Annotated in this window: 22 protein-coding genes; all 22 read right to left on the reverse strand. The window is 53.6% G+C overall.

Going from position 1 to position 26,662, the window contains the following annotated elements; genetic code table 11:
- Nucleotides 1-43 precede the first annotated feature (43 nt).
- Entirely contained in the window at nt 44-2,059 is a 2,016-nt protein-coding gene (locus tag NN484_RS16600; protein WP_215502009.1) for a rhamnan synthesis F family protein, read from the reverse strand.
- A 23-nt stretch (nt 2,060-2,082) separates the two neighbouring features.
- Nucleotides 2,083-3,282: a sulfotransferase gene (locus tag NN484_RS16605; protein WP_215502010.1), complete on the reverse strand. Its 1,200-nt coding sequence runs from the start codon at nt 3,280-3,282 to the stop codon at nt 2,083-2,085.
- Entirely contained in the window at nt 3,275-4,678 is a 1,404-nt protein-coding gene (locus NN484_RS16610; protein WP_274657494.1) for an ABC transporter ATP-binding protein, read from the reverse strand. The genes NN484_RS16605 and NN484_RS16610 overlap by 8 nt, the downstream gene beginning before the upstream one ends.
- On the reverse strand, nt 4,668-5,498 hold the full coding sequence (locus NN484_RS16615) for an ABC transporter permease (RefSeq protein ID WP_215502012.1): 831 nt from the start codon (nt 5,496-5,498) through the stop codon (nt 4,668-4,670). Before NN484_RS16615 ends, NN484_RS16610 begins: the two co-directional genes overlap by 11 nt.
- 187 nt (nt 5,499-5,685) lie before the next feature.
- On the reverse strand, nt 5,686-6,660 hold the full coding sequence (locus NN484_RS16620) for a glycosyltransferase family 2 protein (protein WP_274657495.1): 975 nt from the start codon (nt 6,658-6,660) through the stop codon (nt 5,686-5,688).
- Between the two features lie 289 nt (nt 6,661-6,949).
- A complete protein-coding gene (locus tag NN484_RS16625) occupies nt 6,950-7,966 on the reverse strand; it encodes an MraY family glycosyltransferase (protein WP_274657496.1) in 1,017 nt (338 codons plus the stop codon).
- Nucleotides 7,963-8,925 carry a UDP-glucose 4-epimerase family protein gene (locus NN484_RS16630; RefSeq protein ID WP_274657497.1) on the reverse strand — a complete coding sequence of 321 codons (963 nt, stop codon included), beginning with the start codon at nt 8,923-8,925 and terminating at the stop codon, nt 7,963-7,965. Before NN484_RS16630 ends, NN484_RS16625 begins: the two co-directional genes overlap by 4 nt.
- The gene (locus tag NN484_RS16635) at nt 8,922-9,845 is read right to left on the reverse strand and encodes a glycosyltransferase (protein WP_215502014.1); all 924 of its coding nucleotides are present in this window, start codon (nt 9,843-9,845) and stop codon (nt 8,922-8,924) included. The genes NN484_RS16630 and NN484_RS16635 overlap by 4 nt, the downstream gene beginning before the upstream one ends.
- Nucleotides 9,846-9,901: 56 nt before the next feature.
- Nucleotides 9,902-10,792, reverse strand: coding sequence for a glucose-1-phosphate thymidylyltransferase RfbA (gene rfbA, locus NN484_RS16640; RefSeq protein ID WP_215502015.1), 891 nt, complete (start codon nt 10,790-10,792; stop codon nt 9,902-9,904).
- On the reverse strand, nt 10,789-11,682 hold the full coding sequence (gene rfbD, locus NN484_RS16645) for a dTDP-4-dehydrorhamnose reductase (RefSeq protein ID WP_215502016.1): 894 nt from the start codon (nt 11,680-11,682) through the stop codon (nt 10,789-10,791). Before rfbD ends, rfbA begins: the two co-directional genes overlap by 4 nt.
- Nucleotides 11,679-12,755 carry a dTDP-glucose 4,6-dehydratase gene (gene rfbB, locus NN484_RS16650; RefSeq protein ID WP_215502017.1) on the reverse strand — a complete coding sequence of 359 codons (1,077 nt, stop codon included), beginning with the start codon at nt 12,753-12,755 and terminating at the stop codon, nt 11,679-11,681. Before rfbB ends, rfbD begins: the two co-directional genes overlap by 4 nt.
- Before the next feature lie 225 nt (nt 12,756-12,980).
- Nucleotides 12,981-13,220: a LapA family protein gene (locus NN484_RS16655; protein WP_215502018.1), complete on the reverse strand. Its 240-nt coding sequence runs from the start codon at nt 13,218-13,220 to the stop codon at nt 12,981-12,983.
- A gap of 27 nt (nt 13,221-13,247) precedes the next feature.
- Nucleotides 13,248-13,541 carry an integration host factor subunit beta gene (gene ihfB, locus NN484_RS16660; RefSeq protein ID WP_038858476.1) on the reverse strand — a complete coding sequence of 98 codons (294 nt, stop codon included), beginning with the start codon at nt 13,539-13,541 and terminating at the stop codon, nt 13,248-13,250.
- A gap of 153 nt (nt 13,542-13,694) precedes the next feature.
- Nucleotides 13,695-13,973 (reverse strand): hypothetical protein, encoded by a 279-nt coding sequence (locus tag NN484_RS16665; protein ID WP_274657498.1) that lies wholly within the window; start codon nt 13,971-13,973, stop codon nt 13,695-13,697.
- Between the two features lie 213 nt (nt 13,974-14,186).
- Complete coding sequence (gene rpsA / locus NN484_RS16670) at nt 14,187-15,869, reverse strand: 30S ribosomal protein S1 (protein ID WP_041069380.1); 1,683 nt, start codon at nt 15,867-15,869, stop codon at nt 14,187-14,189.
- Nucleotides 15,870-15,988: 119 nt separating this feature from the next.
- Entirely contained in the window at nt 15,989-16,678 is a 690-nt protein-coding gene (gene cmk / locus NN484_RS16675) for a (d)CMP kinase (protein ID WP_064391442.1), read from the reverse strand.
- A complete protein-coding gene (locus tag NN484_RS16680; RefSeq protein WP_274657499.1) occupies nt 16,675-18,882 on the reverse strand; it encodes a bifunctional prephenate dehydrogenase/3-phosphoshikimate 1-carboxyvinyltransferase in 2,208 nt (735 codons plus the stop codon). The genes cmk and NN484_RS16680 overlap by 4 nt, the downstream gene beginning before the upstream one ends.
- Nucleotides 18,883-18,910: 28 nt before the next feature.
- Entirely contained in the window at nt 18,911-20,023 is a 1,113-nt protein-coding gene (hisC, locus tag NN484_RS16685) for a histidinol-phosphate transaminase (RefSeq protein ID WP_274657500.1), read from the reverse strand.
- Nucleotides 20,024-20,035: 12 nt separating this feature from the next.
- Nucleotides 20,036-21,130 carry a prephenate dehydratase gene (gene pheA, locus NN484_RS16690; RefSeq protein ID WP_127648817.1) on the reverse strand — a complete coding sequence of 365 codons (1,095 nt, stop codon included), beginning with the start codon at nt 21,128-21,130 and terminating at the stop codon, nt 20,036-20,038.
- Nucleotides 21,130-22,215 (reverse strand): 3-phosphoserine/phosphohydroxythreonine transaminase, encoded by a 1,086-nt coding sequence (gene serC / locus NN484_RS16695; RefSeq protein ID WP_274657501.1) that lies wholly within the window; start codon nt 22,213-22,215, stop codon nt 21,130-21,132. Before serC ends, pheA begins: the two co-directional genes overlap by 1 nt.
- A gap of 240 nt (nt 22,216-22,455) precedes the next feature.
- Nucleotides 22,456-25,110 (reverse strand): DNA gyrase subunit A, encoded by a 2,655-nt coding sequence (gene gyrA / locus NN484_RS16700; protein WP_274657502.1) that lies wholly within the window; start codon nt 25,108-25,110, stop codon nt 22,456-22,458.
- Between the two features lie 426 nt (nt 25,111-25,536).
- Nucleotides 25,537-26,613, reverse strand: a complete 1,077-nt coding sequence (mtnA, locus tag NN484_RS16705) for an S-methyl-5-thioribose-1-phosphate isomerase (RefSeq protein WP_127648821.1) — start codon at nt 26,611-26,613, stop codon at nt 25,537-25,539.
- Nucleotides 26,614-26,662 lie beyond the last annotated feature (49 nt).

Raw genomic sequence — 26,662 nt, forward strand, 5'->3', positions numbered from 1 at the left:
TGATAAATGGCGAACCGTCAGATTCGCCATTTATCATTGCTGCTTACTTACCTCTGAACAACGATGCGAGTCGATTCAATACTCGTCGTTGAACAGACAGCTTCGCTCGATCTACCCAACGCAGGCGAGTCAAAATATCCGAATCGCCCATGAAAGAGTTCAATTTATCGTTCAAGATTCGAGCCTGATCCAAAGCTCCCATCTTTTCACGAAACGTCCCACCTGGCAAGAATGTTACCAGTTTCTCATGCAGCTCTCTCGCTTGATCCAGCCACTCGACAGGAGGCACGTAAGTATTGTTCGCTGTAGAATAATGGTCTACGCGATTACAAACATCCTTGGCTTTATCCAACCATTGAATTTGATACTGTATGTTTCCGTTAGGCAACATAGAACCAAGCCGTTGAAGCTTGTATTCCAGCTTCGTATAGTTGATCGATGCCTGATATGTGTTAAGGACACATCTCAAGTGATAGCCATCACTCATCACTGAATAACCTAGCAACCTCTCTAGTACGTGAGCCAGGCCGCCGTCCATATGATTCGGCTCAGGAGCAAAGTCGGACCATTTGAACGGATAGGTTGAAATTTTCTTGATAGCCTCTGGCCGGAACCAAAACATCGTTCCATACGGCGCCATTGGTGTTGAGTCATCAAATGCAGTGGTAATGCCTAACTTTTTCGCCCACTCCGTCGCTGGCTTGCGGTTCTCGAACCAAGCGTGCCCCAATGTAGGGTAGGCAATATGAACAACAGGAGGAAAAATCATCCCCAAACTTTCATTTTTTTCAAACAACCCAAGAACGCGCTTTACATATCCTGGACTGTGCAAGAGGTTGTCAAACATATGCTGTTTGAACAGCAACGCCATATTATGACCATTTTGCGGGGATTTTTTTGAATGAACCCGGCACAGATAGTCATATTCACCTGACAACAGAACATCGCGAAGCGTCATGAACAGGGAGCCCATGTCCCTTCCACGATTCTCCTCGGTAACGCGCACCTCAAATTTATTCACATTATATTTCAGTAGAGCAAGCTCGATATTCTTTTTCTTCTGCTCATCACTAGTAGTAATATAAAGATCATATGCGTATGGAATATTAGTAATATACGACATAGCCTCTTCAAGCATGTCATCATAATACAAGTGAGCCAGCACCGCGATACGGCGCGGCTTACTATCCAATTCTTCAAAGTCCTCACCCGGAAGAACCTCGAGCAAATCCATATTGGTATGAAGCGTTCGCGGCTGGGTACTGCGGACAACATTCTTCCAAATAAGAGAAGTGTCGTAATCACTTTCCTCTTCTATTTTTTTCATTACCCCTTTCAGGGTCATCGCGTTTTGTTCTAGAAATATCGGATCATGAAAAAACGGGCGCCGCTTTAGAATTGGGCTGCGATTCTCAAACATCAACTCAATACTCTGGAACGCGGAGTATTCGGTTGGATAATCTTCTACAGGAAAGGTTACCTCGAAGCTGAATCCGCAATCACTAAAATGCTTAGTAAAGCGAGACTCATGCTGAAGAATAGAGTCCACATAGGAGTTAATCATCGGCATCTCACGCCAATATTGCTTGAACTCCGGAGATGTGAACATTTTCTTACGCACTGCAATCCAGTGCGAGTTCAAATGAAGCGGAAGCTCATCACGCCCAGTGAACGGGTTAGGCACCATAGCCTTATGCGCAGTGATCCCCCAAAAATCGCAATCCATCGCGTCCATTTTTTCAAACGTTTCAGAGAACGGAAAAATCGGACCGAAGAATGTGTAATTCATCAGAATCAGTTCATCATATTCTTCTAACTTATCGAGACCAAAGGTCTCCATCGCTTCTTTATATCCCCAAACATCAAAACCGATATTCTCACGGACATAAACGACATCAACAACATCTTCAAGCTTCTTTCTTGACTCGACTGTCAGCGCAGAGTTTGACACGACAAAAATTGTATCAATACTTTCCTTCAGCGATTTCAATTTATGAGTAACATAGTCATCAACCTGACCCTGCTCATCATAAAAAAGATAAAATAGTACGCGCTTCATATAACCACCAATTCAAATAAGGCTTATTTTTTTTCAATCGAAAATAGTTTTTTTGCCAGCCACGTCCGGCTACTTGTAAGCGCAAGGAGCTCCGTATAACTCGCTTGGGCATCACGCAACTGCTGCTGACAGCTTTCTTCTCGCGCAGCCACGATCCCAAGCTCATATGAAACTTCATTGAGTGAATTTATCAATTTAGATATCTCCACCTTGCTCTCGGAGAGCGCTTCCTCCATTTTTTTTTGCGAGTTTTTCAGCTCGATCAACTCGGCATGTTGCTTAAAAAAAACATCGTTATGATGCTGCCTCAGCCCATCGAGCTCAGCCTGCTGCAAGAATTTCTCTTCATCTCGCTGTTCAAGAGCTCTATTAACTGCCTCGCGCATTGGAGAAGAAAAAAGAGCCAGCATTTCTGAAAACTCGATCTGCGCGTTTTCGATAACCTGCCAATAATCACTCTGCATTTCATTGCACACAGAATACACACGCTCTGCAAACGTTCTCCCTTTGCGTTGTGGATCTGCGTTTGAGTTGTGATCATGATGACGATTCTCAACCCCCAGGTAAGCATCAACTTCTTGCTTCGAGTCTGCAATCGAAACGGGCCACTCAAGCTTCAGTTCGGCTGCAACCCGCTCCACACTGGCAGCCCAATCCGCCAACAATTGATCATAAGTAATTATCGATCGGGGAATTTCACGTGTGGCTTTTTCAGCTTCAAAAAAGTATTCAAGCCACAAAATTTCAGTATGTCTGGGCCCCCACTGTTCCTCACCGACCATTCGAGCGACAGAACTCGCAACCTCATCAGGATGACGGGTAACCAGTAACGCACGAGGCGCAATGTTCAGCGAACGAAGGACTCTGAGCCATAGAGGAACAATACGACACATTCTCGGCTCTTTGATAATCCAAAGCGTTTGGTCGCTATATTCACGTCGAACCAGCTCGACCAGCTCTTCATGTGCCTTCTGGGTCGCTGGATGCTCAAGCCACCCCTCAGGCATTTCACTGACATCAAACCAGGTACGCCCTAAAGCCGTTAGTAGCCGCTCATGAATGGCCAACGCATCCGCGCTTTCAAAAAAGCCTTTAGGGTTCGGTTTGGCTGCAGGCAACAAGTTTCCCGACAACGCCGCCCCGCGTAAATTGAGCACACGGGTTACTGCCGAGGTACCGCTACGTGGCATTCCCAACACCAAAATCGCTGTAGGGTTATTCATGATGAGTTACCGCCAAATCTATAGAGGAGAACCATAAATCGGGCGATTCAACCAAATCTGTCAAACCGGTAGAAAGGCGCGATGGATTAGGCAGCACCCGAAACATTCCGACATCAATTTTTCGATCCAAGAACTGCTCTTGTCCATCTAGAACAGCCAACACCCCGGCGTTCAAAAAATACATTGCAGGCATTAACTGGCAGACAAAAGGAAAAACAGCCTTGACTCGAGTACCCTTTTCTACTACATCTATCGCGTTTTGGATCGTGGAACTAACTGCACCGCTCAGTTCCAGTCCGGATGTAGTACGAATCATCATACCGAATCTTACCTTCTCGGCAGACTCTGCAAACTCTGCTTCGTACACAAAATTATAGGCCTCACCTTCCTGAATCACATTGACTCGGCGACCGTCAAGAGTTTCAATCTGAGAATTATTTATGGACACACCGTTGGACTTATAGCTTAGTGTGCTTTGCGGGACCATGCCCTCATCATAATAAGCGCCTTCTTTAGTCTCAGCATCTTTCTTAGCACTGATTACCAACTTTGAGTCGACTCTATCGGCGACCGAAACAAACTTGTCAGAATCTTGCAAGTCATCATTCACTTGCAATTTTATCTCTGCCCTCAGCGCTTCCACAGAGTCAGCAGGAGAATAGATTAATTTGTGATACTTAGAGACAACCGACTTTGGACCGCCTAGGGCGAGTAACTCCCCTTTGTCCAGAAGAACAGCTCGGTCACAAAGCTCGGTTACAATCCCGGCAGAATGAGATACGAACAGGATAGTAGAACCTTCATCCCTTAGACGCTGAATACGTGCAAAACACTTACGCTGAAAAGCTTCGTCACCAACGGCCAGCGCCTCATCTACAATGAGTAAATCCGGGCTCACATTGATAGCTACGGAGAAAGCCAAACGGACATACATTCCGCTTGAATAACTCTTTACCGGTTGCTCTATAAAATCACCGATATCGGCAAATGCTGCGATTGCCTCAAATCGTGAATCGATCTCTTCCTTGGAAAGACCAAGTACAGAACCATTCAAGTAAACATTCTCACGCCCGGTAAAGTCTGGATTGAAACCAGCACCCAACTCAAGTAATGCAGCGATTCGCCCGTTAACCTTTATCGCACCTTGACTAGGAAATAGCGTACCGCAAATTAGCTGCAGTAAAGTTGACTTACCGGAGCCGTTACGACCGACAATCCCAAACGTTTCTCCACGCTTGACTTCAAAACTGATGTTTTTTAAAGCATGAAACTCCCTGAACCAAATCTTTTTCTTACTTGCTGGAGAAAGCATCTGCAGAAGTCGATGGTGGGGTTTGTCATACACAGGAAAGCTTTTACTTAAATTGCTCACAATTACCGCAGCGTCAGAGCACATCACCAAACCCCCTTCTTGTCGCCGAAAACCACGTATATCCGACCAATGCAAACAGCGAACTGGCCAAGGCATACAGCCCTAATCCGGCCCAATCAGGCATCCCCCCCCAAAGAGAAACCTCTCGAGCCTGATCGATAATAAAGGTCAATGGATTGAGCGAAAATACAAATCGATATTGTTCTGGAATAGCATTAACCGGAACGACAGCTGAAGAAGTGAACAATAGTGCAGTGGACAACACTCCCGTAACCTGACTGATATCCCGAATATAAACACCCAGAGCTGAAAGAAACCAGCCAACCCCCAACATCAATATGACCAAGGGCAAAAACACCACCGGCAAAAGGACAATAGTCCAGGAAAATTGATGATCGACTGCCAGCCTCAGCACGATTAGGACTACAACGTTCATAAAGGTATGAAACAACGCCGAGACCACCATCGGCCAAGGAAGTATCTCAATAGGAAAAATAACTTTCTTAACGTAACTTACATTGCTGGTAATCAGCATTGGGGCACGAGTGAAACACTCCGCAAAAAAGCCATGAACGATAAGGCCAACAAAAAGAATTATCGCAAAACTGTTGACCGAACCGGCTGGTTGAGGCCAGCGGCTATTAAGAATGCTGCCGAATGCAAAAGCGTAAACACACAGCATCAAAAAAGGGCTTAATATCGACCACAACAGGCCAAAACTAGCGCCCCGATATCGCCCAAGCACTTCACGCTTGCTCAATGCAAGTATCAACGAACGATTACGCACAACCGAAATGGCCGGTGCAAGAACACTTGTTTTTAAACTTCCAACAAAACTGGCCATAGCCACTCCAAGAAGTATCGCACTATCTAATAAACAAAATAATCTCAATAATCAAAAAAACAAACTACTGACATAAATTGTAAACACCACAAACTGATACACCAGAAAAAACCTCTATATTTCCTTGAGAAACTTTTAGCCTTTCCGCTAAAAATTTAAATCTATTCACCTGCATACATAATCCTATTCAAATTCTGTTGAGCAACACGGCTACCCAAAGAGCCAAATTCCCCTGCAGTGTTTGCCTATAGACACCTGAACGCATTAAAAAAATACACCGTTTCAATAACGGCGAGCATCTAGCCCGCTCAAAATTTTCCAGGACCATCAGATTTGAGGGAGGCATACGCTCTTTTAATAAACCAACCGCTTTAAGGTTACGTCTATTCCACTCGATAAAACGACCACCAAGCATTTTCTTTAAACGCGCCAAGCCGGATATAACACCTGCATTGGCACCGATAACATTATCTGAATGTTGTCTATAGCTGACGTGCGATTCGAAATCGTAATAAACTCGACCGCCACAGGCCGTCACAAGTATGTAAAACCACCAATCATGTGAAATGACTTCTGAATTGGCAGTAGCGCTGGCTATTGCTTTCAACGCATGGTTGAACACCATCGTATTTCCGCCGGCAAGACTTTGCACCAACGCATTCTTAAAACTCGGCGGATATTTAAAGAGAGGTGAGTTACCAACTTTCACTCCCAACTCATTGACCAGCGCTGTTCGCCCACAATAAAGTGAAGGGGTCTCTACCGCGTGTTTTTTTAGCCACTGAATAGAAACGTAGAGTTTATCCTCTGACCATATATCGTCCTGATCACAGAACGCGTAATAATCCGCAACGATACTCTGATTTTTGACCAAAGAAAAAAAGTTGTTCACGTAACCTTGCTGCGGACCTGGGAGTACAAAAAATCGCTCTGTGCCTAGTTTTTTTTGATAGGCACGCAGAATCTCCAAGGTATGATCTTGCGATCCGTCATCAGACGCATATATAACCCAATTATCATAAGTTTGACTAATAATAGAGTCGATTTGCTCAGCGAGATAGCGCTCCCCCTGGTAGGTGCAAAGTAATATCGCGACCTTCCCAATCGTCTCGTTACTAACGGTCACCGCATTGCTTTCCTTGACTAAAAAAGAGTCACTCACCGTATGCAGACCGTTTTTCCGAGGTGCAACACATTTTTCGGGGGAGCATGTTCGATACCTTCGCGGCTTTGGCCAAAAACGGAGGCCACTGTCAGAAATCATTGGCTCTGAGGTCAGCAGCTTGAGGATCCTGAAATCGAAGGGGATACGAATATCAGGGTGTCTGATCTTATCAAACCCACGCAGGGATCTCAAAATATCACCGCTGGACCGTCATTCTGAGAAATCTTCTGGCCAAGGTTGCCCACCTTCACGGTAGATATCCCTCAAAAGTCATGAAAGCAAACTCCTATTGAGGTGAAGCCGATCCCGCCCCAAACCTCCAAGCGAGAACAGCGATTGGCGAATAGGCCAGCAAAATCCCTACCACGCCGTCCAGAACGTTGACGGCGACCAGTACAGCAATGGGTAGAAGCCAGAGTAGGTTAATTGCGAGCACAGCCAACGTAACAAATCTATGGCTCTTAAAGTACCTTGAAGCATTTTGATAGGCGTGACTGCAGTGAGCCTGATAAATTTTTTCGCCTCGGGCGACTCGGCGGAAAAGTGTAAATGTAGCGTCTACCACAAAGACGCCAAGCAATATCAACCAACACCATAGAAAATGAGGTGAATGCCAAGCTGAAACAAGAGAAAGTCCACCTATCGCAATCCCAAGAAAGCCGCTACCTGCATCACCCATAAATATTTTCGCAGGAGGGAAGTTCCAAAATAGAAAACCCATGACCGCCGCAGACAGTAACAACGGCGCACCGAAAAGTTCTGGCGCTCCCGCAACGTAGTAAATGATACACATGCCCAAACAAACGCAAATAGCTTCTACACTTGCAAGACCATCGATACCATCCATAAAGTTATACAGATTGAGAAGCCAGACTAGATACATCGCTCCGAATACCGGGCCAGCCCACCCTAAATCTAATACATGGGAAAAAAGCAAAATAGGCGCAAAACCGTTTAACCAGAACAAAAGCCAGGCTGCAGCGATAAAGTGCCCCAGAAGACGCCATACAGCAGCGATGTGTCCATGATCATCGGCAAAGCCTAATATGGCTACAAATAAGCCTGCGCCGCCAACGGCTGCCGCCTCAGACAGCGTTAAAGAGTCAAATCCGACAAGTATCGGAAGCACCGCAATGAAAGAGACGACAATTGCAACGCCCCCGCCTCTAGGGGTAGGTACCGTGTGGGAACTTCGCTCGTTCGGGACATCCAACATGCTTGCATTGAGCGCGTAATGGCGCAAAGCCCACGTCAAAGCGAGGGAGATGCACAGAACAACTATTGATAGCCAACAGAAAATCATACCTTCCGATTATCCTGAAAGTGGAGCGCACTACGGCGAAATGCTAAATCCCTTGTAATCGGAGGAAACCACCCCAGCAAACTACAAGTATCACTAATATCAACTTGCAGTGAACTACAAAGACGTTGAGTCACGTCCCTGCGTCCCGTCAAAAAACCAGCCAATTTCAACAGAGCTACCGGAACGGAAAGCAAGCGACTTTTTTTCCCTAAAGCTTTCGCCATTAATCCAAGCAACTGCGATGTGGATATATCTGCACCGTCACTGACCATCAATACACGCCCACTGGCGGAAGGATGGCTGATACAGGTGACAATCAAATCCACCAGATTCTCGATAAACACCAGGCTTCGCTGATTATGAATAGCACCAAGCGGAAGAGGAACTTCCTTGTCCAGCCAGTTCATCATATTAAGAAAATTTGCCTTGACGCCCGGCCCATAAACCAGCGGAGGTCGAATGACCACCAACTCCATACCCGTTTCTAAACTTATTTTTCCTAGCCCCTCTTCTGCTTCAAATTTCGATAGCCCATAAGGATCTTTCGGCACTGAGTTCAGAACAGATGTGAACGGATGACCTGGAAGAGTAGTCTCACCATTAACTTTAATTGAGCTTATATATATAAAGCGCTTTACGCCCGAGTTAGCGGCTTTTCGCGCCAGATTCAAAGTGCTGTTGACATTGATTTTCCGGAATTCCGCGATAGCATCCGGTGCAGTTTCGTCCATCACATGAACCCTGGCAGCACAGTGAACGATTGCGTGAATACCATCAAGAGCAAAACCGATATCAGGTGAATTCATATCCCAATAAACAGTTTTACACAGCCCACTGATTCTTGACTGGGAACGCACAGTAGCTAGGGGTGTAAATGCTTTATCAATAAGCAGCCTAAAAACCACTGCCTCACCTACGAACCCTGTTGCCCCCGTAACCAACACCAGCGGCTGACTCATCGTTTCTTCGTCCCTGACAGCGCTGCAATCCAGCATAAAATAAAGAAAAGCGCTTTATCGCGCTTACGTCGCCGGCACTGATATGAACTCAATGACAGAAATATTAATTCTCTGCGACTAAAGCCAATCCATTGACGAACAAATCGTTCATCAACCAGACCAACCAACTCTACAATTATTCGAACCTGTTTGAACCACCAACCGTCACGCACTGTTTTGTAGCGTGCAATTAATGTCTTGACCCCGGTATTGGCACCGACTTGATTATGTTCATGTTGTCTGTATTGCATCGTGGGCACAGGATCAATCACCCACTTGAACCCACGACTACGAGCAAACGCATAACAATACCAATCGTGCAGATCAACACACTGCAGCGCCGGCCAATTAGTAAGAAGTGAGGCTTTAAGAGCGTCTGCCAGTTTACGCCCGAACACGTAGGTACAGCCCGGCCCTGCGGCCTCGAACAAGTAGTCCCACTCGACTTGAGGTTGAGCCTTATTTAACAAGCGACACTTTCCGCCTGCCCAAAACGCAGTAACATTGCTCGAATATGCGTCAGACTGTTCATCAACCAGCGTACGGGTCGCCCGAACAAGCTTCTCTTCGTGCCAAATATCATCTTGATCGGCAAAGGCAACAAAGTCATGCCTGGAAAAGTCGACATCCCGAATCAGGCGAAAGAAATTTCGTGATGCCCCACCAAACTTGCCTTGCGGTGGCAGAACAACCACATTGGAATGACGTGCTGCATAGGCAGCACACCAAGCCTCAGTGCCATCGGTAGACGAATCGACACTGATGTAGATCGATACATCGGTCATGGATTGTGCTTGAATCGAGTCAAGTTGTTGCTCGATCCAGAGCATACCGTTGTAGGCAGCCAGCAAAACTGCAACGCTCTGATTTTCTACTGGCATGCGAATCCTGCATAGACGGTACTGGATTTACTAATCCAGAGTGTGCTTCGCTCGATTTACAGCGAGCCATGATCCAATAGTTTTTGTAGATATTGGCCGTACCCGGTTTTCTTCAGGCGTTCTGCCTGAGACCCAAGTTGCTCCGCGTCAATCCACCCATTGGTGTAGGCAATTTCTTCAAGACACGCAATCTTGAATCCTTGACGATGCTCAATGGTGTGCACAAAGTGGCTGGCTTCGAGCAAAGAATCATGAGTCCCTGTATCAAGCCATGCAAAACCACGTCCAAGCATTTGAACGCTGAGCGACTTTTGCTCAAGATAAACTCGGTTGACGTCAGTAATTTCCAACTCGCCTCGTTCCGACGGCTTGATGCTTTTGGCGATATCCACAACCTGATTGTCGTAGAAGTACAAGCCAGTTACTGCATAGCTGGATTTTGGCTGATCAGGCTTTTCCTCAATACTCAAGGCACGGCCAGAACTATCAAACTCGACGACACCAAAACGCTCTGGGTCAGAAACATGATAGCCAAAAACTGTGGCTCCACTTTCCTGATTGCTGGCAGCGCGCAGGTTGTCCGAGAAATGATGCCCGTGGAAAATATTGTCGCCAAGAATCAAACAGCAAGGGTCTTTGCCAATAAATTCCTCACCGATAATAAATGCCTGAGCCAAGCCATCAGGACTTGGTTGCTCCGCATAGGTCAACTTTATGCCATACAGGCTGCCATCACCCAGCAGCTTGCGGAAACAAGGCAGATCCTCAGGTGTAGAAATAATGAGGATCTCCCGCATGCCCGCAAGCATTAGCACCGACAGCGGATAGAAGATCATCGGCTTGTCGTAGATAGGCAGCATTTGCTTGGATACGCCAAGGGTGAGCGGGTGTAGACGCGTACCCGAACCGCCAGCGAGAATGATGCCTTTACGATTTGTAGTGATCATTTATTTAAAACTTCCATAAGCATTCGGGTGACACCACCTTGCCAATCCGGCAAGTGCAGAGAGAAATTGTCACGGATTTTTTGAGTATTCAAACGCGAATTCAATGGCCGGCGTGCAGGGGTAGGATAGGCCGTCGTTTCAATCGGATTCACCTCCTTGACTGCCAGTTCTTCACCAACCGCTCGCGCAAAGTCAATAACGTGAACCGCATAACCGTGCCAAGAAACCTCACCACCGGCAGCCAAGTGATACAGGCCGCCCAGTTCAGGCGCTTGCAGCACTTTCTGAATAGCTAAGACAGTAACATCAGCAATGAGATCTGCACCTGTCGGAGCACCAATTTGGTCAGCGATGACATTGAGACTTTCCCGGTCTTTTGCCAGACGCAACATCGTTTTGGCGAAGTTGTTACCACGCGCGCCATACACCCAGCTGGTACGGAAGATCAGGTGCTTGCAGCCGGACTCCAGAATCCCCTGCTCACCCGCAAGCTTGCTGGCTCCGTAATGATTCACCGGAGCCACGTCGTCTGCCTCCTGCCAAGGATTCACACCGAGACCGCTGAATACGTAATCGGTTGAATAGTGGACTAGCCAAGCGTCCAGAAGCGCTGCTTCTTCCGCCATCACGCGGGTCGCTTCACCGTTGACCCGATCAGCCAGTTCCTTATCCGACTCGGCCTTATCTACTGCGGTGTAAGCCGCGGCATTAACAATCACATCGGGCTTGACCTGGCGAATAGTCAAGCGCAGCGCGTCAAGGTTTGCCAAGTCACCGCACAATTCACCAACCGCATTACGGTCCAGTGCAATCAAATCACCAAGGGGTGCGAGAGCGCGTTGAAGCTCCCAGCCAACCTGGCCATTTTTGCCGAGCAACAAGATTTTCATTTTTTCACCGAACGGTCGCTGTAGTTGGCATCGATCCACTGCTGGTAGCTGCCGCTTTTCACGTGCTCCACCCATTCGGTATTAGTCAGATACCACTCGACAGTTTTACGAATTCCCGACTCGAACGTTTCTTCCGGGGTCCAGCCCAACTCTTTCTGGATCTTGCTGGCATCAATTGCATAACGCTGATCGTGGCCCGGGCGGTCCTGAACGTAAGTGATCAGGCTGGCATGCGGTCGATGGGCTGAATCAGGGCGCAACTCATCAAGCAAAGCACAAAGTGTGTGAACCACCTCGATGTTCTGCTTTTCGTTGTGTCCGCCAATGTTGTAAGTCTCGCCGATCACACCTTCAGTGACGACTTTATACAATGCGCGAGCGTGATCTTCGACATACAACCAGTCTCGAACTTGATTGCCTTTGCCGTAAACCGGCAGCGGCTTGCCTTCCAGTGCATTGAGAATGATCAACGGAATCAATTTCTCAGGGAAGTGGCAAGGACCATAGTTGTTCGAGCAATTTGTAACCAGTGTCGGCAGGCCATAAGTACGGGCCCAGGCGCGAACCAGGTGATCGGAGCTGGCCTTGCTGGCCGAATAAGGCGAACTTGGCTGATAGGGAGTGGTTTCGGTAAAGAGATCTTCTGGCCCTTCAAGATCACCGTAAACTTCGTCGGTCGAAATATGATGGAAACGGAAGTTGGCTTTACGCGCATCATCCAGTGCAGCCCAATACTGGCGTGCAGCTTCCAGCAGTGTGTAAGTTCCGATGATGTTGGTCTGGATAAATTCGGATGGGCCGGTAATCGAGCGATCAACGTGGGACTCAGCGGCCAAGTGCATGATGGCATCGGGTTGGTGTTCACGCAGGACACGGTCGATCTGATCACGATCACATATGTCGACACGCTCAAACACGTAGCGCGAATCACCGCTAACGTCTGCCAGGGACTCAAGATTACCGGCATACGTCAGTTTATCGACGTTGATCACTGCGTCGCTGGTATTGGAAATGATGTGACGGATAACTGCCGAGCCGATGAACCCGGCGCCGCCGGTAACTAGAATTTTCACGCGAAACCATACCCTTGAGCTGCGGACAGGCCACCAACGAGCACTGTCTAATCCATGAATACAAAAGCCTCAGAAGATCAGGCTTCCATCAAAGTCAGTCTGAATCGATGTGGATATGTTTCCACAATCGAACAAGGGCTGCATTTTACAGCTTAATGAACGTTTTACTAATGGATATGGACAAGCGACGTTGCAAATTCGACAGAAGTCTCGCGCCTACCGACCTCAGACAAGACGCTTGCGTGCAATCCTGGACGAGCGCCCCAGAAACCAGCCCAGAACCGGACCAATCAGCATGCCGACGAGCAATGCCATGACCACTACCAACGACACTGGCAGCTGCGGCCCAGCCAAACCCAGGAACACCAACGAAATGGATTGCTGATTCTCCAGCACAAAAGCCAGGATCACTAACACAAGCAATAAAATGAAAACGCCAAGAAGTATGCGCTTGAGGTTACGCATGAGTAACTCCTTGAGAAATAGCGACTGTCAAATCCCCTCCTCCTCTTCGTTCACCCGATCGCGCAATTCCTTGCCCGGTTTGAAATGCGGAACGAACTTGCCATCCAGGCTGACCGACTGGCCGGTCTTGGGATTGCGACCGACACGCGGCGCACGGTAGTGCAGGGAGAAGCTGCCAAATCCACGGATCTCGATGCGATCACCTGTGGCCAGACATTGGGACATTTGTTCAAGCATGGTCTTGATGGCCAGCTCCACATCCTTGGATGAGAGTAGCCCTTGATGGGTGACAATTCGTTCGATCAACTCCGACTTCGTCATATTTTTCCCTTCTTTTTCAAGCAGCTAGATCAGCGCTTGAAAGGTTTTAGCACGCCCGGAAGATTTTGAACAGCCCAGGGATTGACATATCTTCCTCGGCGTCGAAACGCCCGTTTTCAGGACACAAAAGCACCGAACCGGATCAGTGCGCACTCAGCGACACATCACCAGCATGGTTCGGGTGACGTAGCCTGCGGGATTGAAGCCAAACGGAAACTCATCCTCATCCTTTGCATCATCAGACCGGGTGATCACCCTGTAACCCGCCCCCTTGCACTCCTTCGCCGCACGCTTTTGGCACTTCTCCCACCCTGAACCCAGGCCGGAACAGTCGATCTCGATACCGCTGACACCACGCACCGCATGCGTCTTGGCACTCGTGGTACAGCCGGCCAACAGCAGCACCACCATGAAGACTATAAATCTGTTCATCCACTTCCTTATGCCAGGCAACGCCCGACTACTGCACGACTAATACCCAGCTTAGTCGCGAATAGGCGATTGATCCGATTAAAGAAACAGACAACCAGTTGAAGGGATTGGTTTCACCGCGATCCCGACACAGGCTAACCGCGCCCCATCTCACCAAATCGCAGGCACAAAAAAGGGCGACCGAAGTCGCCCTTTTTCATGATCAATCAGAACTTAGTTCTGCTTGGCCATTGCTTGCTTCAGCAGAGCAGCCATAGTGGTATCGGCTGGAGCTTCCTGAACAGAGTTCAGGCTCTGGATAGCTTCTTTCTCTTCAGCGTCGTCTTTCGACTTGATCGAGAGCTGGATTACGCGGCTCTTGCGGTCAACGCTGATGATCTTGGCTTCAACTTCCTGGCCTTCTTTCAGAACGTTGCGCGCGTCTTCAACGCGGTCACGGCTGATTTCGGAGGCTTTCAGGGTCGCTTCGATGTCGTCAGCCAGAACGATGATGGCGCCTTTGGCGTCAACTTCTTTCACGGTGCCTTTAACGATAGCGCCTTTGTCGTTAACCGAGACGTACTCGGAGAACGGATCGCTTTCCAGTTGCTTGATGCCCAGGGAGATGCGCTCGCGCTCTGGGTCAACCGACAGGATGACGGTGTCCAGCTCGTCGCCCTTCTTGAAACGACGTACGGCTTCTTCGCCCACTTCGTTCCAGGAGATGTCGGACAGGTGAACCAGACCGTCGATGCCGCCGTCCAGACCAATGAAGATACCGAAATCGGTGATCGACTTGATGGTGCCGGAGATCTTGTCGCCCTTGTTGAACTGGCCAGAGAAGTCTTCCCATGGGTTCGACTTGCACTGCTTGATGCCCAAGGAGATACGACGACGCTCTTCGTCGATGTCCAGAACCATAACTTCCACTTCGTCGCCGACTTGTACGACTTTCGAAGGGTGGATGTTCTTGTTGGTCCAGTCCATTTCCGAAACGTGTACCAGACCTTCAACGCCTTCTTCCAGCTCAGCGAAGCAGCCGTAGTCGGTCAGGTTGGTTACACGAGCGGTAACGCGAGTGCTTTCTGGGTAACGGGCTTTGATAGCAACCCATGGATCTTCGCCCAGTTGCTTCAGGCCCAGGGAAACACGGTTGCGTTCGCGATCGTATTTCAGAACCTTGACGTCGATTTCGTCACCAACGTTGACGATTTCGGAAGGATGCTTGATACGCTTCCACGCCATGTCGGTGATGTGCAGCAGGCCGTCCACGCCACCCAGATCGACGAATGCGCCGTAATCGGTGAGGTTTTTGACGATACCTTTGACTTGCTGGCCTTCCTGCAGGGATTCCAGCAGAGCTTCACGCTCGGCGGAGTTCTCGGCTTCCAGGACGCTACGACGGGAAACGACAACGTTGTTGCGCTTCTGGTCCAGCTTGATGACCTTGAATTCCAGCTCTTTGCCTTCCAGGTGCGTGGTGTCGCGCACTGGACGGACGTCAACCAGGGAACCTGGCAGGAACGCACGGATGCCGTTAACGTCGACAGTGAAGCCGCCTTTAACCTTACCGTTGATAACGCCCTTGACCACTTCCTCAGCTGCGAAGGCTGCTTCCAGAACGATCCAGCATTCAGCGCGCTTGGCTTTTTCACGGGACAGCTTGGTTTCACCGAAACCGTCTTCAACCGAATCCAGAGCAACGTGAACTTCGTCACCGACATTGATAGTCAGGTCACCAGCGTCGTTGTAGAACTGTTCCAGCGGGATGAGTGCTTCAGACTTCAGACCAGCGTGAACGGTTACCCAGCGAGCCTGGTAATCGATATCAACGATAACACCGGTGATGATGGAGCCTGCCTGAAGGTTCAGGGTCTTTAGGCTTTCTTCAAAGAGTTCCGCAAAGCTTTCGCTCATTTTAATTCCTGTAGATGAGGGCGAAGAATACGCCCATCTCCACACCCCAGACGGTGTGGGTTAGTTTCATTTAAAAGAAGCGCTGCAGGACTATGACTGGTCCCCTGCGGCCTTCTTGGTCACCCGGCGATATCGCGAATGGCGATCTCGCTCATGATGCGTTCAAGCACCTGATCGATGGACAACTCCGTGGAATCCAGCTGTATCGCGTCAGCCGCCGGCTTTAGCGGGGCTACTGCGCGCTGGGTATCACGCTCGTCGCGTGCACGGATCTCATCTAGCAGACTCGACAGACTAACACCCTCGACTTTGCCCTTCAACTGCAAATATCGGCGGCGCGCCCGTTCCTCGGCACTGGCGGTGAGGAAAATCTTCAGCGGTGCATCGGGAAACACCACCGTACCCATGTCGCGACCGTCGGCCACCAGGCCCGGCGCTTCCTGAAAAGCACGCTGGCGCTGCAGCAGCGCCTCGCGTACCGCCGGCAATGCCGCCACCTGAGAAGCGCCGGAACCGACGCTTTCAGTACGAATGACATCACTGACTTCATCACCCTCAAGAATGATGCGCTGCAGCTGACCTTCGGTCGCCGCGATGAACTGCACATCCAGATGAGCGGCCAGTTTTTTCAGCAGCTCTTCATTGGTCAGGTCGACACCATGGTTGTGCGCCGCAAACGCCAGCAGGCGATACAGCGCACCGGAATCCAGCAGATTCCAGCCCAGACGCTTGGCCAGAATCCCGGCTACCGTGCCTTTGCCTGAACCGCTTGGCCCATCGATGGTGATGACCGGTGCAATGTTCTTCACGACTGAGCCTCTTGAGCAACACGAATACCCACCTGCGCGCACAACGCGAGGAAGTTCGGGAACGACGTCGCGACGTTGGCGCAATCATGGATGCGGATCGGTGCCGTGGCGCGCAGCGACGCCACGCTGAAAGCCATGGCGATACGGTGATCACCGTGACCATGCACTTCGCCGCCACCAATCTGGCCGCCATCGATGATGATGCCGTCCGGGGTCGGCTGGCATTTGACGCCCAGCGCCAGCAAGCCGTCCGCCATGACCTGAATGCGATCCGATTCCTTGACGCGCAACTCTTCGGCGCCGGTCAGCACGGTGCGCCCTTCGGCACAGGCGGCTGCCACGAACAGCACCGGGAATTCGTCGATGGCCAGTGGCACCAGCGCTTCCGGAATCTCGATACCCTTGAGTTTAGCTGCCCGCACGCGCAAATCAGCCACTGGCTCACCACCGACTTCACGCTGGTTCTCCAGGGTGATATCCGCACCCATCAGGCGCAGGATGTCGATGACGCCGGTACGGGTCGGGTTGATGCCGACATGCTCCAGCACCAGCTCGGAACCTTCGGCAATCGACGCCGCCACGAGGAAGAACGCCGACGACGAGATATCGCCCGGCACTTCGATGTGAGTCGCGGTCAGCTTGCCACCGGACTCGACCGATGCCGTGGCGCCATCGACGCTCACCGGGTAGCCGAAACCACGCAGCATGCGCTCGGTGTGGTCACGGGTCGGCGCCGGCTCGGTCACGGTGGTTTTGCCTTCAGCGTACAGACCCGCCAGCAGCAGGCAGGACTTCACCTGCGCACTGGCCATCGGCATGGTGTAGGTCAGGCCTTTGAGCTTGTGACCGCCACGAATGGTCATCGGTGGACGACCTTCGGCAGCGGTTTCGATCACCGCGCCCATTTCACGCAGCGGATTGGCCACACGATTCATCGGCCGCTTGGACAGCGAAGCATCGCCCGTCAGGGTGCTGTCGAAACTCTGCGCAGCCAGCAGGCCGGACAGCAGACGCATCGAGGTACCGGAGTTGCCCAGATAGATCGGGCCCGGCGCAGGCTTCAGACCGTGCAGGCCGACGCCGTGAATGGTCACGCGACCGTGGTGCGGGCCTTCAATGACCACACCCATGTCACGGAACGCCTGCAAGGTCGCCAAGGCATCTTCGCCTTCAAGGAAACCTTCGACTTCGGTCACGCCTTCGGCCAGCGAGCCAAGCATGATCGAACGGTGGGAAATCGATTTGTCACCTGGTACGCGAATCCGACCGGACAGGCGGCCACCAGGTTGAGCCAGGAAAATCAGATCGTTGGAATTCATAGCGTCCACATAGGCCCTGCGGGCCAGGATTTTACTGAAATGCTCGCGGGCAACCCGGGCGCGCGTGAAGACGCCCAACAATTGGTGCCCATCCCCTGCATCGACCGCGTCGCGCAAGGCGTCGAGGTCGCTGCGAAATGTATCGAGTGTGCGCAGGACAGCCTCGCGGTTGGCGAGAAAGATGTCGTGCCACATCACCGGGTCGCTTCCGGCGATTCTTGTGAAATCGCGAAAACCGCCCGCAGCGTAACGGAAGATCTCAAGGTTTTCATTGCGTTTGGCCAACGAGTCGACCAGACCGAAGGCCAGCAAGTGCGGCAGATGACTGGTCGCAGCCAGCACTTCATCGTGACGCTCGACCTGCATGTGCTCGACGTCAGCGCCCAATTCGCGCCACAAGCGATCGACAACGGCCAGCGCTGCCGGATCGGTTTGCTCGAGCGGAGTCAGAATCACCTTGTGCCGACGGAACAGCTCGGCATTGGAAGCTTCCACCCCGCTCTGCTCGGAACCGGCAATCGGATGGCCCGGCACGAAACGCGCCGGCATGCCGCCGAACGCCTCGGTCGCCGCCCGCACCACATTGCCTTTGGCACTGCCGACATCGGTCAGAATCGCCTGCCCCAGATCAACGCTCGCCAGACGGGCCAGCACTTTCTCCATGGCCAGAATCGGCACCGCCAGTTGAATCACGTCGGCGCCCTGACAGGCAGCGACCAGGTCGTCTTCACAACGATCCACCACACCCAACTCGACCGCCAGCTTGCGCGATTGCGGGTCGAGATCGACCCCGACCACTTCGCGGCAGATACCGCTTTCACGCAAGCCTTTGGCAAACGAACCACCGATCAACCCCAGACCGACCACCACAAGGCGACCGATCATAGGTGCAGCAGATTGCAGAGCAGTGACATCACCCACGAGCCAGAACCTTACGCAGCGCTTCGAGGAAGCGACTGTTTTCCGCTGGCAGACCGATGGTCACCCGCAGGTGGTTCGGCATGCCGTAGTTGGCTACCGGACGCACGATTACGCCTTCACGCAGCAAGCCCTGGAAAATCGGCGCCGCCACCTGACCAAGATCGACACAGATGAAGTTGCCCTTGGACTCGATCCAGTTCAGGCCCAGCTCACGGAAACCTGCTTGCAGCTGCTGCATGCCGGATTCGTTGAGCTGACGGCTTTGCGCCAGATACTCTTCGTCCTTCAACGCCGCACAGGCAGCGGCCAGCGCCAGGCTGTTGACGTTGAACGGCTGGCGCACGCGGTTCAGCACGTCCGCCACGACAGCGGTGGACAGGCCATAACCCACGCGCAGCGCCGCCAGACCGTAGGCCTTGGAAAAGGTGCGCGACACCAGCAGGTTCGGATAGGCCGCGAGGAAATCCAGACCATCCGGCAGATCACTGCCTTCGGCGTACTCGATGTACGCCTCGTCCAGCACCACCAGCACGTGCTCCGGCACATCCTGCAGGAATTCGTCCAGCGCTTCGGCGCCGAACCAGGTACCGGTCGGGTTGTTCGGGTTGGCGATGAACACCACGCGGGTGTTGGCGTCGATGGCTGCAAGCATGGCCGGCAGGTCATGCCCCCAATCCTTGGCCGGAACCACTTTGGCTTCGGCGCCAACCGCCTGAGTGGCAATCGGATAGACAGCGAAAGCGTGTTCGCTGAACACCGCGTTCAGACCCGGCGCCAGATAGGCACGCGCCACCAACTCGAGAATGTCGTTGGAGCCGTTGCCCAGGGTGACCTGGTTCAGCTCGACGCGGCACTGCTCGGCCAGCAGGGATTTCAGCGCAAAGCCGTTGCCGTCCGGATAACGGGTCAGCTCGGCCAGCTCTTCGCGGATCGCGGCCAGCGCTTTCGGGCTGGCGCCCAGCGGGTTTTCGTTGCTCGCCAGCTTGACGATTTTCGCAGGATCCAGGTCCAGCTCACGCGCCAGTTCGTCCACAGGCTTGCCCGGGACGTACGGCGAAAGTTGTTGCACGCCCGGCTGTGCCAGAGCGAGGAAGTTGCCACTCATTTGCTACCGCCCTTAGAGAACTGCTTTCGGGTAGGAACCCAGCACCTTGAGTGCTACTGCTTCCTGACTGATCTTTTCCAGCACACCCTTGATCAACGGATCACGGTGGTGGCCGACGAAGTCGATGAAGAACACGTAGGTCCATTTGCCGCTGCGCGACGGACGGGTTTCGATCCGGGTCAGGTCGATCCCGTTGTCATGGAACGGCACCAGCAGCTCGTGGAGCGCGCCAGGCTTGTTGCTCATCGAAACGATGATCGAGGTCTTGTCGTCGCCGGTCGGCGGCACTTCCTGGTTACCGATCATCAGGAAGCGCGTCGAGTTGTCCGGACGGTCTTCGATCTTCTCGGCCAGACGCGTCAGCCCATACAACCCTGCCGCCATGTCGCCGGCAATCGCTGCCGAGTTCCACTCACCCTTGACCCGCTTGGCGGCTTCGGCGTTGCTCGACACCGCCACGCGCTCGACATTCGGGTAGTGTGCATCCAGCCACTTGCGGCACTGGGCCAGCGACTGGGCGTGGGAGTAGATGCGGCTGATGCTGTCGGTCTTGGTGTTTTCACCGACCAGCAGGTGATGGTGAATGCGTAGCTCGACTTCGCCGCAAATCACCATGTCGTGCTCGAGGAAGCTGTCGAGCGTGTGGTTGACCGCGCCTTCGGTAGAGTTCTCCACCGGCACCACGCCAAAATTCACTGCACCCGCCGCCACTTCACGGAACACTTCGTCGATCGCCGCCATCGGCTTGCTGATCACCGCATGACCGAAGTGCTTCATGGCCGCCGCTTGGGTGAAGGTGCCCTCAGGGCCGAGGTACGCCACTTTCAGCGGCTGCTCGAGCGCCAGGCACGAGGACATGATTTCGCGGAACAGCCGCGCCATCTCTTCGTTGCCCAACGGCCCCTGATTGCGCTCCATCACCCGCTTGAGCACCTGAGCTTCACGCTCGGGACGATAGAACACCGGCACTTCGCCTTCGGCCAGCGAGGCCATCTTTACTCGCGCGACTTCCTGGGCGCAGCGCGCACGCTCACTGATCAGCTCCAGGACTTTCTCGTCCAGAGCATCAATGCGAACGCGCAGTGCCTTGAGTTCTTGCTCGGACATCAGCCGTGTTCCTTCTCGAATTCAGCCATGTACGCCACCAGCGCGTTGACGGCGTTGATGTCGACGGCGTTGTAGATGGAGGCGCGCATGCCGCCCACGGAGCGGTGGCCCTTGAGGTTGAGCAGACCGCGCGCGTCAGCACCGGTCAGGAACGGCTTGTCCAGACGATCGTCAGCCAGACGGAACGGCACGTTCATCCACGAGCGATCCGACTTGTTGATCGGGTTGCTGTAGAGACCGCTGGCGTCGATGAAGTCGTATAGCGTGCGCTGCTTGACGTCATTGAGTCTGGCGATGGCTTCGACGCCACCCTGCTCTTTCAGCCACTGGAACACCAGACCGGACAGGTACCAGGCCAGGGTCGGCGGCGTGTTGTACATCGAGCCGTTGTCGGCCGCGACCTTGTAGTCGAGCATGGTCGGGCACAGCGCGCGGGCCTTGCCCAGCAGGTCTTCGCGGATGATGTTGACCACGATGCCGCTCGGGCCGATGTTTTTCTGCGCACCGGCGTAGATCATGCCGAAACGCGAGACATCCACCGGGCGCGAAAGAATGTCCGAGGACATGTCGGCCACCAGCGGCACATCACCGGTTTCCGGGATCCACTGGAACTCCAGACCGCCAATGGTTTCGTTCGGCGCGTAGTGAACGTAGGCGGCGTCTTTCGACAGGCTCCACTCGTTCTGGCCCGGGATGGCGAAATAGTCGTAAGGCTTGGCGGTAGCGGCAACGTTGACGTGGCCGTAACGCGAGGCTTCTTCGATGGCTTTCTGCGACCAGATACCGGTGTCGATATAGTCGGCACTGCCGCCTTCAGGCAACAGGTTCAACGGGATCTGCGCGAACTGCTGGCTCGCGCCACCCTGCAGAAACAGCACTTTATAGTTCGACGGGATATTCAGCAGGTCACGCAGATCCTGCTCGGCCTGGGTGGCAATGGACACGAACTCATCGCTGCGATGGCTCATTTCCATGACCGACAGACCTTTGCCGTGCCAATCAAGGAGTTCACCCTGGGCACGTTGCAGGACAGCTTCAGGAAGCGCCGCAGGACCGGCACAGAAGTTATAGGCTCGCTTGCTCACATCCAATCTCGCTCTGATTTGATATCACGCATTAAATCGCATTAATCGTCGACACCGGAACGGCACTGAAGCGCATCCCCTTGTAGGAGTGAGCCTGCTCGCGATTGCATCACTGCGGTATTTCAGATGCACCGCGGCGCCTGCATCGCGAGCAGGCTCACTCCTACAAGAGATCTCCGATGTTTCATACCGGACAAATAACAAGGGGGCGAATTTTCATCCGCCCCCTCGCTTGTCCGCTTATTCCTGCGGCTCTTCGTCAGCAGCGGCGTCGAGTTGCTGGTCCTCGGCAACGTCGTCGATCACGACCTCACCCTCGAACTCGGCACCCTCTTCACCTTCAAACTCGTCGCCCTCGACTTCCGATGGCTCCTGAACCCGCTCCAGACCGACCAGGGTTTCATCCTTGGCCAGCTTGATCAGGGTTACACCTTGCGTGTTACGACCCAGGCTCGACACTTCGTCGACACGGGTACGCACCAGGGTGCCCTGATCGGAAATCAGCATGATTTCTTCGCCATCGAGCACCTGAACCGCACCGACCAGACGGCCGTTACGCTCGTTGCTGACCATGGCAATAACGCCCTGGCCGCCACGCTTGTACTCAGGGAACTCGGTGATCGCGGTGCGCTTGCCATAACCACGCTCGGAAGCGGTGAGGATCTGGCTGCCTTCTTCCGGGATCAGCATCGAAATCAGCTTCTGACCTTCCGGCAGACGCATGCCGCGCACACCGCGGGCGGTACGGCCCATGGCACGAACGTCGGACTCTTTGAAGCGCGTGACCTTGCCGCCGTCGGAGAACAGCATCACTTCACGCTCGCCATCGGTGATGGCAGCGGAAATCAGCACGTCGCCTTCGTCCAGCTCCAGCGCGATCAGACCGACGCTGCGCTGACGACTGAAGGATTCCAGCGGGGTCTTCTTGACGGTGCCGTTGGCGGTCGCCATGAAGATGTAGTGACCTTCGGTGTATTCCTCGACCGGCAGCATGGTGGTGATGTATTCACCGTCATCCAGCGGCAGCAGGTTGACCAGCGGACGACCACGGGCGGCGCGGGATGCTTCCGGAATCTCGTAAGTCTTGAGCCAGTACACCTTGCCCTTGCTGGAGAACAACAGCAACGTGGTGTGACTGTTGGCAACCAGCAGGTGAGCGATGTAGTCCTCATCCTTGACGCCGGTCGCCGACTTGCCTTTGCCGCCACGACGCTGAGCCTGGTACGCAGCCAATGGCTGGGTCTTGGCGTAGCCACCGTGGGAAATGGTCACGACGCGCTCTTCTTCCGGGATCATGTCACCCAGGGTCAGGTCGAGACGCGCATCGAGAATTTCGGTGCGGCGCACGTCGCCGTATTCGGCGCGGATCACTTCCAGCTCTTCGCGGATCACTTCCATCAGGCGCACGGCGCTGTTGAGGATGCGGATCAGCTCACCAATCTGGTTGAGGATCTCTTGGTACTCGGCCAGCAGCTTCTCGTGCTCCAGACCGGTCAGACGGTGCAGACGCAGTTCCAGAATGGCTTGCGCCTGCTCTGGCGACAGGAAGTACTTGCCTTCGCGCAGACCGTATTGCGGATCGAGGTTTTCCGGGCGGCACGAATCGGCGCCGGCACGCTCAACCATCGCCACGACTGCGCTGGATTCCCAAGGGGTGCTGACCAGCGCTTCTTTCGCTTCCGACGGGGTCGGCGAAGCCTTGATCAGGGCGATCACCGGGTCGATGTTCGACAGGGCGACGGCCTGGCCTTCGAGGATGTGACCACGCTCGCGGGCCTTGCGCAGTTCGAACACGGTACGGCGGGTGACCACTTCGCGACGGTGACGAACGAAGGCTTCCAGCAGATCCTTGAGGTTAAGGATCCGCGGACGACCGTCGATCAGCGCCACGATGTTGATGCCGAATACCGATTGCAGCTGGGTCTGGGCGTAGAGATTGTTGAGGATCACCTCAGGCACTTCACCGCGACGCAGCTCGATCACGACGCGCATACCGTCCTTGTCGGACTCGTCGCGCAGTTCGGTGATGCCTTCGAGCTTCTTCTCTTTTACCAGCTCGGCGATCTTTTCGATCAGACGCGCCTTGTTCAGCTGGTAAGGCAGTTCGGTGATGACGATCTGCTGACGGCCACCGACCTTGTCGATGTCCTCGATGATCGAGCGCGCACGCATGTAAATGCGGCCGCGACCGGTACGGTAGGCTTCGATGATGCCGGCACGACCGTTGATGATCGCGGCGGTCGGGAAGTCCGGACCCGGGATGTATTGCATCAGCTCATCGACGGTCAGCTCAGGGTTGTCGATGAGGGCCAGGCAACCGTCGATGACTTCACCGAGGTTGTGCGGCGGAATGTTGGTCGCCATGCCCACGGCGATACCGCTGGAGCCGTTGACCAGCAGGTTCGGCACGCGCGTCGGCATGACCGCCGGGATCAGTTCGGTGCCGTCGTAGTTCGGCACCCAGTCCACGGTTTCCTTGTGCAGGTCGGCCAGCAGCTCGTGCGCCAGCTTGGTCATGCGCACTTCGGTGTATCGCATGGCCGCGGCGTTGTCGCCGTCGACCGAACCGAAGTTGCCCTGACCATCAACCAGCAGGTAGCGCAGGGAGAAAGGCTGAGCCATGCGGACGATGGTGTCGTACACCGCGGTATCACCGTGCGGGTGATACTTACCGATTACGTCACCGACAACACGGGCAGATTTCTTGTACGGCTTGTTGAAGTCGTTGCCCAGCTCGCTCATCGCGAACAGTACGCGACGGTGCACGGGCTTGAGGCCATCGCGCGCATCCGGCAGTGCACGGCCGACGATTACGCTCATCGCGTAGTCGAGGTAGGACTGTTTCAGCTCGTCTTCGATATTGACCGGGAGGATTTCTTTGGCCAGTTCGCCCATGAGAAGCCTGATTCCTTTTTCTGGTGAAACTTCGTCATATCCATATGGGATGAACGAAGCTCGTCGGGGCAGGCTGAGTGCCATGCGCCGACTTACGACAAATCAACAAGTTGGACCGTGGATTTGCGCAGTAAAGACAGCTCCGTGAAGCTGCCTCGGAAAACGCCGGATGTTATCACAAGAGCCGCCACGCACCTATCCCCCAGATGCGCATGGAGCATAGTTAGTTGACCGATGACAGGCGTAAAGGGGACGAGAGAGGCTCAGAGCCGCTGCGAATGCAGAATTGGGGGCTGAATTACCGATGTTTATTGACTTTTAGGGCCTCATCGCGAGCAGGCTCACTCCTACAGGGTTTGCGTTCGACACAAGACCTTGTAGGAGTGAGCCTGCTCGCGATGGCGCCCTTCCAGGCACCACAGCCAATCAATGCAGGCGTTTACGGCACATCAACTGGGCCATTTTCGCCGTATCCGGACGCTCGACGATGCCTTTCTCGGTGACAATCGCATCGATCAGATCCGCCGGGGTCACGTCAAACACCGGGTTGAACGCCTCGACATCCGCACCCACGCGCTTGCCACCCACCTCCAGCAGCTCGGCACCGTCACGCTCCTCGATCGGGATGTCGTCGCCGCTGGCCAGATTCATGTCGATGGTCGAACTCGGCGCCACCACCATGAAACGCACGCCGTGATGCATGGCGTTGACCGCCAGTTGATAGGTGCCGATCTTGTTCGCCACGTCGCCATTGGCGGTGATGCGGTCAGCGCCGACGATCACCCAGGTCACGCCTTTGGTTTTCATGATGTGCGCGGCGGCGGAATCGGCATTGAGGGTCACCGGGATGCCCTCGTTCGCCAGCTCCCACGCGGTCAGACGCGAGCCCTGCAGCCATGGCCGGGTCTCGTCGGCATAAACGCGCTCGACCATACCTTCAAGGTAAGCCGCACGAATCACCCCCAGCGCCGTACCGAAACCGCCGGTGGCCAGCGCCCCGGTGTTGCAGTGGGTCAGGATCGCCTGGGCGTTGCCCTGATGCTTGCGGATCAGATCGACACCGAGCTGGGCCATGGTCAGGTTGGCTTCGCGATCGCTTTCATGAATGGCGATGGCCTCGGCTTCCAGCGCCGCCAGCGGATCGGCATTGTCCTTCAGGCGATCGAGGCGATCGTGCATGCGGTTCAGCGCCCAGAACAGGTTGACCGCAGTCGGGCGGGAATCCGCCAACAGCGCGAAATCCTCTTCCAGCGCCGCATACCAGTCGCCGCCCTCCGCCACGCGGGCACGCGCCGCCAGTACAATGCCATAGGCCGCGCTGATACCGATGGCCGGCGCACCGCGCACCACCATCGAACGAATCGCCTCAGCCACGCCGGCGGCGCTGGTGTAGGCGATCCAGGTTTCCTCGAACGGCAAAATACGCTGATCCAGCAGGTGGAGCGCGCCATCTCGCCAATCGATGGCCTTTACTTTCTCCGCAGCCAACAGTCGATCGCGCATCCCTCACCCCGCACTCATGAACAAAAGCCGCCGATTATAGCGATCCCCC

Source organism: Pseudomonas serboccidentalis (assembly GCF_028830055.1).
Lineage (GTDB): Bacteria > Pseudomonadota > Gammaproteobacteria > Pseudomonadales > Pseudomonadaceae > Aquipseudomonas > Aquipseudomonas serboccidentalis.

Bases quoted from the DNA above. Each gene is read 5' to 3' on its own strand.
- NN484_RS16605 (WP_215502010.1), bottom strand. From the start codon at position 3,282: ATGAATAACCCTACAGCGATTTTGGTGTTGGGAATGCCACGTAGCGGT.
- NN484_RS16680 (WP_274657499.1), bottom strand. From the start codon at position 18,882: ATGATCGGTCGCCTTGTGGTGGTCGGTCTGGGGTTGATCGGTGGTTCG.
- NN484_RS16630 (WP_274657497.1), bottom strand. From the start codon at position 8,925: ATGAGTCAGCCGCTGGTGTTGGTTACGGGGGCAACAGGGTTCGTAGGT.
- NN484_RS16610 (WP_274657494.1), bottom strand. From the start codon at position 4,678: ATGTGCTCTGACGCTGCGGTAATTGTGAGCAATTTAAGTAAAAGCTTT.
- rpsA (WP_041069380.1), bottom strand. From the start codon at position 15,869: ATGAGCGAAAGCTTTGCGGAACTCTTTGAAGAAAGCCTAAAGACCCTG.
- NN484_RS16625 (WP_274657496.1), bottom strand. From the start codon at position 7,966: ATGATTTTCTGTTGGCTATCAATAGTTGTTCTGTGCATCTCCCTCGCT.
- hisC (WP_274657500.1), bottom strand. From the start codon at position 20,023: ATGAGTGGCAACTTCCTCGCTCTGGCACAGCCGGGCGTGCAACAACTT.
- ihfB (WP_038858476.1), bottom strand. From the start codon at position 13,541: ATGACGAAGTCGGAGTTGATCGAACGAATTGTCACCCATCAAGGGCTA.
- NN484_RS16600 (WP_215502009.1), bottom strand. From the start codon at position 2,059: ATGAAGCGCGTACTATTTTATCTTTTTTATGATGAGCAGGGTCAGGTT.
- NN484_RS16665 (WP_274657498.1), bottom strand. From the start codon at position 13,973: ATGAACAGATTTATAGTCTTCATGGTGGTGCTGCTGTTGGCCGGCTGT.
- NN484_RS16615 (WP_215502012.1), bottom strand. From the start codon at position 5,498: ATGGCCAGTTTTGTTGGAAGTTTAAAAACAAGTGTTCTTGCACCGGCC.
- pheA (WP_127648817.1), bottom strand. From the start codon at position 21,130: ATGTCCGAGCAAGAACTCAAGGCACTGCGCGTTCGCATTGATGCTCTG.
- rfbA (WP_215502015.1), bottom strand. From the start codon at position 10,792: ATGATCACTACAAATCGTAAAGGCATCATTCTCGCTGGCGGTTCGGGT.
- NN484_RS16655 (WP_215502018.1), bottom strand. From the start codon at position 13,220: ATGCGTAACCTCAAGCGCATACTTCTTGGCGTTTTCATTTTATTGCTT.
- NN484_RS16635 (WP_215502014.1), bottom strand. From the start codon at position 9,845: ATGCCAGTAGAAAATCAGAGCGTTGCAGTTTTGCTGGCTGCCTACAAC.
- rfbD (WP_215502016.1), bottom strand. From the start codon at position 11,682: ATGAAAATCTTGTTGCTCGGCAAAAATGGCCAGGTTGGCTGGGAGCTT.
- mtnA (WP_127648821.1), bottom strand. From the start codon at position 26,613: ATGCGCGATCGACTGTTGGCTGCGGAGAAAGTAAAGGCCATCGATTGG.
- gyrA (WP_274657502.1), bottom strand. From the start codon at position 25,110: ATGGGCGAACTGGCCAAAGAAATCCTCCCGGTCAATATCGAAGACGAG.